We start from the raw sequence: 12,080 nt of genomic DNA, 5'->3' as shown, positions 1-12,080 counted from the left end.
AAATAATATATGAACAAGACAAACTTTCTTTAAAAAATATATAAACCCTGAAACCGGGGTGTAAATCTGTCAATTGTTTAACCGCAGGCCCGTGAGTTAAGGCCGGATTATATAATCAGGTTAGAACCTGGCGGCAAGAGTTTCACAAAATTAATGGTTTTTTGCCAGTTCGTAGCTCATATCTTTTATTTTACGCGTCCATGTTTCCAAATCCCCGGTTTCTTTTATGGTCTTCCACGAAACAGGCGCTCCAAAACGAATGGTCAGATTTTCATTGAATTGTTTGAACATTTCATCTGGTAAATACAGCATTTCAATGTTTGATTTTATGCCCAGTAATTTTCTTAAATTGGCGAGTCGGTAAAAGAAATTGGTGTTACGGCCTGTAATATGTACCGGAATTATGTCACGTTGATGCTGGATGGCTTTTCGGACAAAGTTATTTTTCCATTCCAGATCGCGGATGACTCCCTTTTGTTTACGACTGACCAATCCGGCAGGAAACATCAGTACCTGAGCATCCGATTTGTAAGCGTCTTCTATCAATCTTGCTGCATCTTTCGAGTGTCCTCCGTGTTTGTTGACTGGTACAAAAATATTATCAAGTGGTTTCAGATTCAGAAGAATATCGTTGACCGGAAATTTTAATTCCGGATATTTTTCACTTACTGCCACCAGCAGAGCAATACCATCAAGCCCCCCAAGCGGATGGTTACTGGCAAAGATAAATCGTCCCTCCGATGGAAGTTTGTCCAGACCAATGGTTGTATATTTTGCCCCAAACAAATCATCCAGTATGGAACGACCAAATTCTGCACCCTTTAAGTGACCCTTTTCCAACAAAAACTTATTGATCTCATCCTGATGAACAATCCGTTTCAGATAATTGATCAAGAATTTGGGAATGATTTTGAGAAGTGCAGGATTTTTACTGGCAAACACCTGTTCAACATCAATTAAAATGTTGTTTTCCTTGTTGTTTGGTGTGCTGTTTGTTTCCATTTCTCTAAAACATTTAAAAGTAACAGAAAATCAGCCCGGTTATTATGGCGTATTCAATTTGTCAGAAGGAATACTCCGTTAAACTTTTTAATGGACTGCAAAACAGTTTGTTTGAAATAAAAGATTTGTCTGCCAAAATGCAGTATTTCAAGGCTGTATGGATGATTCTGCCTGGCTCCTGAAAGGACGGGAATCTTACATCTGATAATCTGACGATCTAACCTTCTTTGAACAGGACAATATTACAAAAAATGCGGGATTTTTGTTCCTGGTTTGACAAAAATAGCGCTTTCAGGCAGACTCATTTATCAAAGTCGTGGAATCGGCACGACAGAATTGTTGCAGCCTCAGATGGAGTTGTTTTTTCTTCGTTTACCACGATGCTGGGTTTTGAAATTTTTGATGAGAATAATGAGTTTTTCGTCAAAAAAGTGTAAAAAAGTGGTGTAAAGTGGTTGATTGTGGTGTAAAAAAATTGTAGCTTTACGCAAATATTACCCAAACTGTAATGTTCACATTCATTGGCGATTTCGAGTGCAAGACAGATGCCAAAGGGCGCATCGTTTTTCCTTCAGCTTTTAAAAAGGTGTTGGGGGAGGGTGACCTGCGCATGATTGTACGTAAGGATTTATTTGAACCCTGTCTTGTTCTTTATCCTTTTTCAGTTTGGGAAGAAGAGCTGGCACGCATCCGAACGGGATTGAATCCTTACAATCGTGAGCACAATCGATTTCTCAGGCATTTTTTTAGAGGTTCTGCCGAAATTTCTCTTGATGGTAACGGCCGTTTTCTTATACCAAAGCGTCTGCTGGAACAGGCAGGTATTGAACGTGAGGTTGTCCTGCTGGGCGTTGACAGGTATATTGAAATTTGGGATAAAGGGAGCTATATGGATGGCAGCCTTTCCCATAAAGAACTTGGTAATCTGGCCGAAAAAATATTGGGAGATACTCATCCGGAAGAGGATAATTGATGGTAATTTTGCATTAAAATTTAGGGCAATGATGTCAGGTCAATACCATACACCGGTTTTGCCGGAAGCTTCAGTCGACGGGTTAAACATTGATCCGTCAGGGGTGTATGTTGATCTGACATTTGGTGGAGGCGGACACAGCCGCTCAATATTGGAACGTTTGGGCAGCAAAGGGCGATTGATAGCTTTTGATCAGGATGCCGATGCCTGGGAGAATGCGTTGGGTGATAAACGTTTTACTCTTGTAAAGCATAATTTCCGGTATCTGGAAAACTTTATTGATTATCTCGGGATTTCAAGTATTGACGGAGTATTGGCAGACCTGGGAGTTTCTTCGCATCATTTTGATGCACCCGAGCGGGGATTTTCTTTCCGGTTTGACGGCCCGCTGGACATGCGGATGTCGCCGGGAATAAAACAAACGGCTGCCGATGTTTTGAATAACTATCCTGCCGACCGGCTATTCACTGTTTTTAAGATGTACGGAGAAATAGCAAAGCCCGGCCGGTTGGTAAGTTCTGTATTACGATTCCGTGAGGCTTCGCCATTTGAAAATACATTGCAGTTGAAGGAAGTTGCTGAACAATCGGCCCCCCCGGAAAGATGAAGGTAGTAAGTACCTTGCCCGTGTTTTTCAGGCACTGCGGATAGAGGTCAATAATGAAATGACCGCCTTGCAGGATTTGCTGTTGCAACTGCCTGATCTGTTAAAGCCAGGCGGAAGAATGGTTTTCATTTCCTATCACTCTCTGGAAGACCGGATGGTTAAGAATTTTATTCGCTCAGGTCGTTATGATACCGCTCAGGCTGAAACCGATATTTACGGAAACCGGAAGGTTCCGTTTCGTGCTGTGACACGAAAAGCAGTTATGCCGTCTGAAAATGAAGTGTTAAAAAATCCGCGTGCGCGAAGTGCTAAACTTAGAATTGCCGAAAGACTATGAAGTGGTGGTTTAAATCAAAACAGAAAACCCGCGAAAATGAATTCCTTTCAGGGAAGGAAGAATTTAATGAATTAAAAGGTATTTCGTTTAAAGAATTCCTTCATGGACGGTTTCTGGCCGGTAAGAGCCTTGGTCAGCATTGGGGATTTATGACTTTTATTGTCTTCCTGGCCGTGTTATATATCGGGAATCGTTACCAGATGGAACATTTGCTGGACCGGCAAGCCGGTTTGATATATGAATTGAAAGAGCTTAAATATGAGGCAATTACCACCTCGTCGGAACTGATGAATATGAGCAAACAGAGTGAAGTAATGGAGAGAGTTCATGAGGCAGGAATTGAACTGGAGGTATTAAAAACACCCCCAGGAATTCTGAAAGTTAAAAAGGTTGAATGACTCGTGCATGGCCGGGTTTTTCAATAGAAAGTGTCCGGCTGTAAAGTCGGGAAAATTGTAGCAAATCATGTTTCTGTTTAGAAAATGTCATTTATAAGGCTTGCGAAGTCCGAAAATAGGGAGTTTACTATTGTAAATGAGGCATTTTCGGACAAGCGTAACACAGTAAATGCCACTTTATGGACATAGACTAAAAAGAATGTTTAAAATCATTCATGCCTTTCTGATATCCGGCATCTAAAAAAATATAAGCGCTATATTGAATATGACAATCAAACAAAAAATATTATTAAGGCTGGGCATTATTTATCTGATGTTTGGAGGCCTTGTGCTTGTTATTTTGTTTGAATTGGTTAAACTTAAAATTTTTGAGGTTTCAAAATGGGAAGATAAAGCAAAAACGTTAGAAAGCAGTAGCATTGTTATTGATGCCAATCGGGGAAATATTCTGGATGAAAACGGGAAAAAAATATCTCTTTCGGTTCCCAGCTACCGTATTTACATGGACTTGATGGCCAATGGCTTAACCAGTGAGGTGTTCAACGCTAAAATCGACAGTTTGGCTATTTGTTTATCGCGGTTTTTCGGGGATCGTTCCGTTTCCTATTATAGAAATGATTTAATACGTGCTCGAAAGAACGGAGAGAGATATCACCTGGTTCATCCGCGTAAGATTTCATACATTGAGCTCCAGGAAGTCAGGAAATTTCCAATCTTTCGAAGGGGAAGAAATTCGGGAGGGTTTATTCCCCAGCAATACGATGAACGTCGGCTCCCCTTTGGTTCCCTGGCAGCCCGAACCATTGGTAAACTGTATGGGGACAGGTCAAAAGGCGGCATGGTTGGCCTTGAAAGGGCTTATGATAATGTTCTGAAAGGAATCAATGGCGTCAGTACATGGAAACGAATTGCCGGCAGCTGGATTCCTGAAGAAGAAATTCCGCCTCATGACGGCAAAAATCTGATTACTACATTGAATATTGAACTTCAGGATGTTGCCGAACAATCTTTGCTGCACCAGCTTCAACTTCATGACGCTCATCATGGCGTTGCCATACTGATGGAGGTGCAAACCGGGGCTGTTAAGGCAATGGTAAATCTTCACCGAAGTGCGCCTGATGTTTATATCGAAGACCATTTTAACTATGCTATCGGTGAGGCTGTTGAACCGGGCTCTACCTTTAAGTTAGCATCCATGATTGCTGCTCTTGAAGACGGGAAAGTGAGGCTTACCGATTCCATTGACACGGGAAACGGGGCTTATCGTTACTATGATCGTATTATGCGCGACAGTCATCATGGCGGATATGGCAAGATAACCGTTCGCGAGGCTTTTGAAAAATCTTCCAATATTGGAATCTCTAAAATTATTTTTGAAACCTACCGGGATAATCCCCGGCGATTCGTGGACAGGCTTTATTCTATGGGGATAAATAAGCCGCTGGGTTTAGAAATTAAGGGTGAGGGAAAACCGGTAATAAAGTATCCCGGAGACCCTTCCTGGTCGGGTGTTACTTTGCCCTGGATGTCGATTGGTTACGAGGTTAAAATGACGCCATTACAGATACTTTCCTTTTACAACGCCGTGGCCAATAACGGGAAGATGGTAAAACCAATGTTTGTTAAGGGCATTAGTCAGCATGGAAAAGTTTTGAGAGAGTTTGAACCGGAGGTGCTGAATCCTTCCATCTGTTCTGTTGCTACACTCGAAAAAGTACAGGATTTGTTAAAAGGCGTTGTTGAACGGGGTACGGCCACCAATATCAGAAATGATGTTTATCAGATTGCCGGGAAAACCGGAACGGCACAGATAGCCAGAGGGATAAGTGGCTATCAGGGTGATGACGGAGTGGAATATATAGCCTCGTTCGTGGGATATTTTCCCGCCGACAGGCCAATGTATTCCTGCATTGTTGCAGTTAACAGTCCGTCAAATGATGTTTATTACGGGAACGTGGTTGCCGGCAGCGTTTTTCGGGAAATTGCCGACAGGGTTTATGCGCTGAGTTACGAAAAACTGCCACCCGAAGAAACCAAACCGAAGGTAACAGAAGGTGTCTTTCCATGGTCGAAAGGAGGTCCTGAGGATGAGCTGTCTGTTATTTTCGATGAACTGGGTTTTCCGGTTCAGTCCCGTGAATTAAATACGGAATGGGTTTCCACACTGGCCATGGAGCATGCAGTAAAGTTTCGTCCCAAACCATTGCCCGGGTCGCTTGTGCCGCAGGTCAAAGGAATGGGGGCCAAAGATGCTGTTGCCGTATTGGAGAACCGGGGTTTGAAAGTAGCTATCAGTGGTGTGGGAAGGGTTGTCAGACAATCTATAGAGCCGGGAACCCCGATAAAAAAAGGACAAACGATTGTTATATATCTTGAATAACCAGAGCATGCGAAAAAAATTATCGGATTGCATACAGGGACTTGAGTGGGTTGAAAAGATTGGAGATACCAATCCGTTCGTGGACAATATTACTTTTGACTCCCGTGAAGTGAAACCACATTCGCTTTTTGTAGCCCTGAGGGGGACAAAAGTGGATGGTCACGTGTTCATCCCGGATGCGGTCTCGGCCGGGGCACTTGCGGTTGTTTGTGAGGAGTTGCCCGAGGGAAATCATCCAAATATTGTATTCATTAAAGTGAACGACAGCCACCGTGCGTTAGCCCTTATTGCAAAACAATACTACGATTCGCCATCCTCAAAACTGGAACTGGTGGGTGTTACCGGAACAAACGGTAAAACCACTATTGCTACTCTTTTGTATCATACAGCTAAGATTTCAGGATATAAAGCTGGTCTTTGTTCAACGCTGGCCAATTACGTTGATGAAGAAAAACTGGATACCAGACTTACCACTCCTGACATATTAACGCTCAACAGACTGATGCATCAAATGGTGGAAGCAGGTTGCAAATATTGCTTTATGGAAGTCAGCTCACATGCTGTTCACCAGGGAAGAATTGACGGGCTGGAATTTAAAGGTGGCATCTTTTCCAATATTACTCACGATCATCTCGATTACCATAAGACATTTGATGAATACATCAGGGTGAAAAAGAAGTTTTTTGATGATCTTCCGGAATCGGCTTTTGCCCTTACCAACATTGATGATAAAAACGGGCGTGTGATGTTGCAAAACACTGCTGCCGCCCAAAAGACCTATTCATTACGTGAGATGGCATCATACCGTGCCCGCATAGTGGAAGAAGCATTTGAGGGAATGCAGCTGTCAATTGACGGGGAAGAGTTTTGGACACCTTTCGTCGGACGGTTCAATGCCTCAAATCTTTTGGCGGTATATGGTGCAGGCCGGGAACTGGGATGGAACAAAAAAGACCTTTTGATTGCCATGAGCCGTTTGAAACCGGTAGAAGGGCGATTTGAGACCATTCGGTCGGCCGATGGAATTACCGGTGTCGTGGATTATGCACACACTCCGGATGCCCTGAGAAATGTTCTTGAGGCCATTAATAAAATCAGAAGGCCCGGTCAGGCATTAATCACTGTAGTTGGAGCGGGGGGAAACAGAGATACCCTGAAACGTCCCATAATGGCTGCTGAGGCCGTTAAAAACAGTTCCAAAGTAATATTAACTTCTGATAATCCCAGGGATGAAGACCCACAGAGTATCATTGATCAGATGATGGAAGGGGTCTCTTTTGCCGAGCGAATTAAAGTTTTATCTATTCCCGACCGCAAAGAGGCCATTCGCACAGCCTGTTCCATTGCCCGTCCGGGTGATATTGTGTTAGTGGCGGGCAAAGGGCATGAGACTTATCAGGAAGTTAAAGGTAAAAGATCGCATTTTGATGATCGTGAAATTATCAGGGAGTTTTTTGAACAACAACAATAAGTATGCTTTTTTCACTGTTTAAATATCTTGAATCCATCGATTTTCCGGGTGCGGGGATGTTTCAATACATTTCTTTCAGGTCGGGGATGGCGGTTATTTTTGCACTTTTAATCGGTACCATCTTCGGCAAATTCATCATCCGCCTATTGCAGCGCCACCAGATTGGTGAGGTTGTTCGTGATCTGGGACTTGAGGGACAGTACCAGAAAAAGGGAACACCTACGATGGGGGGCCTTATTATTATTGCTTCTATTTTGGTGCCTGTGTTGTTGTTTGGAAAACTGGACAATGTATATGTTTTATTAATGCTGACGACCACGGTGTGGTTAGGCCTGATTGGGTTTATCGACGACTACATTAAAGTTTTCAAAAAAAACAAGAAGGGGCTTGCCGGTGGATTCAAGATCGTCGGGCAGATTGTTCTCGGGCTTGTTGTCGGACTAACATTGTTTTTTAGTGATGATGTTGTGGTGCGGATGGAGTCTCCGGCGAATCTCGAAATAAGGCAGATTGAAGCCGAAACAAGACCAACCGATACAACAAAAGAGACACAGTATATCAAGGCACCGATAACCAATGTTCCCTTTTTTAAGGATAACCGCTTTAATTATAATTCTTTACTCTGGTTTTTGGGTGACAGGGCAGAGCAATGGGGTTGGATCATTTTTGTTCTGGCCGTTATTTTTATCACCACTGCTGTATCAAACGGGGCCAATATTACCGACGGGCTGGATGGCCTTGCAACCGGTACTTCTGCTATTATTGGAGCGACACTCGGGGTATTGGCCTATGTTTCCAGTAATACCATTTATGCCGATTATCTGAACATTATGTATGTTCCTTATTCGGAAGAGCTTGTGGTGTATATGAGTGCGTTTATCGGTGCAACTGTGGGATTTTTGTGGTATAACTCTTTCCCTGCACAAATATTCATGGGCGATACCGGGAGCCTCACTATCGGAGGTATTATTGCAGTTTTCGCCATTCTCATTCGCATGGAATTGCTTCTTCCTATTCTGTGTGGGATATTTTTGGTCGAGAATGTTTCGGTGATGATACAGGTGAGTTATTTTAAATATACCCGCAGAAAATATGGTGAGGGAAGGCGTATTTTCAGAATGGCACCATTGCATCACCATTATCAGTTAAAGGGGTATCCCGAATCCAAGATAGTGGTTCGTTTCTGGATTGTTGGTATTATCCTGGCTGTTTTAACAATAGTTACATTGAAAATCAGATAATATATGGACAAGGAACTTGTTATCTTAGGTGCCGGTGAAAGTGGCACGGGAGCTGCTCTTTTGGCAAAAGCCAAAGGAATGAAAGTCTTTGTATCCGATTGCGGAACGATTAAATCTGATTTTCGCGAAGAAATGCAACAGGCAGGTATTGAGTTTGAAAGTGGTCAACATTCCGAAGAACGGATACTTAATGCTCAGGAAATTATCAAGAGCCCCGGTATTCCTGAACACTCACCGCTTATCAGAAAAATAAGAAAACAGAATATCCCTGTAATCTCTGAAATAGAATTTGCCGGGCGATATTCCAGTGCAAAAATGATTGGCATTACAGGGAGCAATGGTAAAACAACTACCGCTATATGGACTTACCATCTGATGAAAAAAGGAGGTTTGGATGTTGTTCTGGCCGGCAATGTGGGAACCAGCCTTGCCCGTCAGTTGCTAAAAGGAGACCCCGGGTTTTTTGTCATAGAACTAAGCAGTTTTCAACTTGAGGGTATGTACGATTTTAAGTGCAATACTGCCGTGATTACAAATATTACACCCGATCACCTTGACAGATATGATCACAGGTTTGAAAACTATGCAGATGCAAAGTTCAGAATTTTAAATAATCATGATGAAGATAGTGTTTTTGTTTTCAATGCGCATGACAAAGAAATAATGACACGCCTGAAAAAGATGAAATACCCCGGGCACCGTTGTCCTTTTGCCTATGACAATATATATGGAGAAGGGGCATGCCTGGATAAAGATAAGATTGTTGTAAATACGCCGCGACAACATTTTACTTTTCCGGTGTCGGAATTGGCGCTTGCCGGGAAACATAATCTGAGCAACGCCATGGCTGCTACTCTTGCCGCCTTGAGTGCCGGAACACCGGTAGAAGCCGTAAAAGAGGGATTAAGCGATTTCAGTGGCGTCGAACATCGACTGGAGAATGTGGAGGAAGTAAACGGTGCTTTGTATATTAATGATAGCAAGGCTACCAATACAGACGCTGCCTGGTTTGCCCTGGAAAGCATGGAGCGACCGGTGATATGGATTGCCGGCGGAACTGATAAAGGAAATGACTATTCTTCACTCGAAGAGTTGGCCGTTCAAAAGGTGAAAGTCTTAATTTGTCTCGGGGTGGATAACAGTAAACTGGTTTCATTTTTTAAAGGAAAAATTCCCGAAATAATTGAGACTTCCTCAATGAAAGAAGCTGTCCGACGGGCATGGAAAATGGCTGAACCGGAAGATGTGGTTTTGTTGTCTCCGGCTTGCGCAAGCTTCGATTTGTTCGAAAATTTCGAGCACCGGGGACGTCAGTTCAAAGAAGAGGTACACAAACTGAAAAATGGCTATGAGTAATTTTATTCGGAAATATATTAAAGGTGACCAGAATATCTGGGTCATAATAGTATTTCTGGCACTGGTGTCTTTGCTGACCGTTTATAGTGCTACCGGAAGCCTTGCATACAGTACCCGGGGGGGTAACACCACCTATTTTATGTTTAAGCAGCTTTCGTTTCTTCTCGTAGGCATCGCTCTTATTATATTGGTTCATCATATTCCGTATAAATATTTTGTCATTTTTAGCTTACCGGCACTATATTTTTCAATTCTGATGTTGCTGGTAACACTTTTTTCGGGACAGAACCTGAATGAAGCCAGCCGGTGGCTCGAAGTGCCCGGTATCGGGTTGAGTTTTCAGCCTTCCGAAATGGCTAAACTGGCCCTCCTTGTTTATGTGGCCCGGGTTTTGGCCCAGCATCAGCGCGAGGATGCCCCGACTTACGGGGCTTTCTGGCCCATAACAATACATACGGCTATTGTTTGTTTGCTGATTTTTCCGGAGAATCTTTCAACATCTTTGTTACTCGGCGGGGTTGTATTTTTGATGATGTATCTGGGACGTGTACCGTTTAAAAATTTGTTTTTTACCGGATTGGCAGGAACAGCTGTAGTGTCACTTGTATTGGTGTTGGCGATGAATGACATTGTTTTGTTTGATCGTGCCGAAACATGGGCTACACGAATAGAAAACTATTTTGATGATGAAGCAGAGACTAACGAATATGGAAGTGATTATCAGGTTACACAATCGAAAATAGCCATTGCTACAGGGGGGATATTTGGTAAAGGACCAGGGAATAGCGATCAGCGTAATTTTTTGCCACACCCTTACAGCGATTTTATTTTTGCCATAATTGCCGAAGAGTTCGGGTTGATAGGTGCAGCGTTGGTGTTAGGGGCCTATTTCTTTTTTTTAGGGCGGATAGGAGTGCTGGTTCGAAGAAGTAACCGTACGTTTCCGGCATTTATGGTACTCGGACTTGGTCTGATGCTGGTTATCCAGGCTTTCGTAAATATGGGGGTGGCCGTTGGTATATTTCCGGTTACCGGTCAGCCTTTACCTTTGGTTAGCATGGGGGGAACATCCATTTTGTTTACCTGTCTTTCACTCGGGGCAATTCTCAGTGTTAGCCGGCATTATCAGGAACAGCTTCAACGGCAGCTGGCGCGTGAGCAAAATAATGAAAACAGACAGGAGGCACAATAATTAATATAGAATGACGAACAGAAAACTAAAAATAATAATCAGCGGGGGAGGAACAGGCGGACATGTTTTTCCTGCTATTGCTATAGCGGATGCGCTGATGCAAAGGAATCCCTCAAATGACATTCTCTTTGTCGGTGCACTGGGACGTATGGAAATGGAAAAAGTTCCTGCGGCCGGTTATCGCATTGAAGGGTTGCCTGTGGCCGGTTTTCAAAGGCGTCTGACGTACAAAAACATTACATTCTTTTTTAAGCTTGCAGCCAGCATGTTGAAAGCCCGTAGAATTGTTCGTTCTTTTAATCCCGATGTGGCGGTCGGAGTAGGGGGATATGCAAGCGGACCGGTATTGAAAGCTGCAGCATCGATGGGGGTGCCCACTTTGTTACAGGAACAGAATAGTTTCCCCGGCATCACCAACAAGATTCTGGCAAAGAAAGCCGGACGAATATGTGTGGCCTATCCCGATATGGACCGCTTTTTCCCGGCATCACGTATTGTGTTGACAGGTAATCCTGTAAGAAAACAATTGCTGAAACCTGTCGACCGGCAGGCAGCCTTGTCTGAATTGGGCCTCGACCCTGAAAAAAAGACCATTCTGGTTATTGGCGGATCCTTAGGTGCGAGAAGCATTAATGAAGGAATCATTGAGGGGATGGATGCATTATTAAATGTTGATGGCATTCAGTTGCTTTGGCAGTGTGGGAAATATTATTACGACGAATTGAATGAAAAACTTAATGAGAAAGCATCATTAAACATAAAACTGGAAGCTTTTATTTCGCGGATGGATTTGGCTTACGGAGTGGCGGATGTTGTTGTGTCGCGGGCAGGGGCAGGGACTATCAGCGAGTTGGCATTGCTTGGAAAAGCTTGTGTACTGGTGCCTTCTCCTAATGTGTCTGAAGACCATCAGACCAAAAATGCCATGTCGCTCGTGAATGAGGGAGCTGCAATACTGGTGCCCGATCACGAATCGCGTTATCGGTTGATGCCCGAATCGCTCGCTTTATTGAATGACGAAAACAGAAGGCAACAATTACAGGAGAGAATAAAGCTTTTTGCATACCCTGATTCGGCCGAAAAAATAGCCGAAGAAATTGAAAAATTATCAGAAACCGCATAG

9 protein-coding genes and 1 pseudogene are annotated in these 12,080 nt (G+C 43.3%); 9 read left to right on the top strand and 1 reads right to left on the bottom strand.

Annotated features, from left to right (window positions below; all coding sequences use genetic code 11):
- Positions 1–150: 150 nt before the first annotated feature.
- The gene (gene glsA, locus ATH1_RS0106905) at positions 151–1,002 is read right to left on the bottom strand and encodes a lyso-glycine lipid O-acyltransferase GlsA (RefSeq protein WP_010419362.1); all 852 of its coding nucleotides are present in this window, start codon (positions 1,000–1,002) and stop codon (positions 151–153) included.
- A gap of 508 nt (positions 1,003–1,510) precedes the next feature.
- Between glsA and ATH1_RS0106890 the strand changes: the two genes are divergently transcribed.
- The 9 genes and pseudogenes from ATH1_RS0106890 (at position 1,511) to murG (ending at position 12,080) form a co-directional block, all read left to right on the top strand.
- Entirely contained in the window at positions 1,511–1,975 is a 465-nt protein-coding gene (locus ATH1_RS0106890) for a division/cell wall cluster transcriptional repressor MraZ (RefSeq protein ID WP_010419356.1), read from the top strand.
- Positions 1,896–2,919, top strand: a pseudogene (gene rsmH, locus ATH1_RS19145) (16S rRNA (cytosine(1402)-N(4))-methyltransferase RsmH). The gene ATH1_RS0106890 and the pseudogene rsmH overlap by 80 nt, the downstream one beginning before the upstream one ends.
- Positions 2,916–3,317, top strand: coding sequence for an FtsL-like putative cell division protein (locus tag ATH1_RS0106880; protein ID WP_010419354.1), 402 nt, complete (start codon positions 2,916–2,918; stop codon positions 3,315–3,317). The pseudogene rsmH and the gene ATH1_RS0106880 overlap by 4 nt, the downstream one beginning before the upstream one ends.
- 265 nt (positions 3,318–3,582) lie before the next feature.
- Positions 3,583–5,697 (top strand): penicillin-binding protein, encoded by a 2,115-nt coding sequence (locus tag ATH1_RS0106875; RefSeq protein ID WP_010419352.1) that lies wholly within the window; start codon positions 3,583–3,585, stop codon positions 5,695–5,697.
- 7 nt (positions 5,698–5,704) lie between these two features.
- Positions 5,705–7,168 (top strand): UDP-N-acetylmuramoyl-L-alanyl-D-glutamate--2,6-diaminopimelate ligase, encoded by a 1,464-nt coding sequence (locus ATH1_RS0106870; protein WP_029163997.1) that lies wholly within the window; start codon positions 5,705–5,707, stop codon positions 7,166–7,168.
- Between the two features lie 2 nt (positions 7,169–7,170).
- Positions 7,171–8,409, top strand: a complete 1,239-nt coding sequence (gene mraY / locus ATH1_RS0106865; RefSeq protein WP_010419348.1) for a phospho-N-acetylmuramoyl-pentapeptide-transferase — start codon at positions 7,171–7,173, stop codon at positions 8,407–8,409.
- Between the two features lie 3 nt (positions 8,410–8,412).
- A complete protein-coding gene (gene murD, locus ATH1_RS0106860; protein ID WP_010419346.1) occupies positions 8,413–9,765 on the top strand; it encodes a UDP-N-acetylmuramoyl-L-alanine--D-glutamate ligase in 1,353 nt (450 codons plus the stop codon).
- Positions 9,758–10,957: an FtsW/RodA/SpoVE family cell cycle protein gene (locus tag ATH1_RS0106855; RefSeq protein ID WP_010419344.1), complete on the top strand. Its 1,200-nt coding sequence runs from the start codon at positions 9,758–9,760 to the stop codon at positions 10,955–10,957. The genes murD and ATH1_RS0106855 overlap by 8 nt, the downstream gene beginning before the upstream one ends.
- 10 nt (positions 10,958–10,967) lie before the next feature.
- Positions 10,968–12,080 carry an undecaprenyldiphospho-muramoylpentapeptide beta-N-acetylglucosaminyltransferase gene (murG, locus tag ATH1_RS0106850; RefSeq protein WP_010419342.1) on the top strand — a complete coding sequence of 371 codons (1,113 nt, stop codon included), beginning with the start codon at positions 10,968–10,970 and terminating at the stop codon, positions 12,078–12,080.

Origin of the sequence: Anaerophaga thermohalophila DSM 12881 (assembly GCF_000191885.1) — a bacterium.
GTDB lineage: Bacteria > Bacteroidota > Bacteroidia > Bacteroidales > Marinilabiliaceae > Anaerophaga > Anaerophaga thermohalophila.
This window is presented reverse-complemented; position numbering and strand designations above follow the sequence as displayed.

Coding starts and splice junctions, on each gene's coding strand:
- ATH1_RS0106870 (WP_029163997.1), top strand. CDS start 5,705: ATGCGAAAAAAATTATCGGATTGCATACAGGGACTTGAGTGGGTTGAA.
- mraY (WP_010419348.1), top strand. CDS start 7,171: ATGCTTTTTTCACTGTTTAAATATCTTGAATCCATCGATTTTCCGGGT.
- ATH1_RS0106890 (WP_010419356.1), top strand. CDS start 1,511: ATGTTCACATTCATTGGCGATTTCGAGTGCAAGACAGATGCCAAAGGG.
- murG (WP_010419342.1), top strand. CDS start 10,968: ATGACGAACAGAAAACTAAAAATAATAATCAGCGGGGGAGGAACAGGC.
- ATH1_RS0106875 (WP_010419352.1), top strand. CDS start 3,583: ATGACAATCAAACAAAAAATATTATTAAGGCTGGGCATTATTTATCTG.
- ATH1_RS0106855 (WP_010419344.1), top strand. CDS start 9,758: ATGAGTAATTTTATTCGGAAATATATTAAAGGTGACCAGAATATCTGG.
- ATH1_RS0106880 (WP_010419354.1), top strand. CDS start 2,916: ATGAAGTGGTGGTTTAAATCAAAACAGAAAACCCGCGAAAATGAATTC.
- murD (WP_010419346.1), top strand. CDS start 8,413: ATGGACAAGGAACTTGTTATCTTAGGTGCCGGTGAAAGTGGCACGGGA.
- glsA (WP_010419362.1), bottom strand. CDS start 1,002: ATGGAAACAAACAGCACACCAAACAACAAGGAAAACAACATTTTAATT.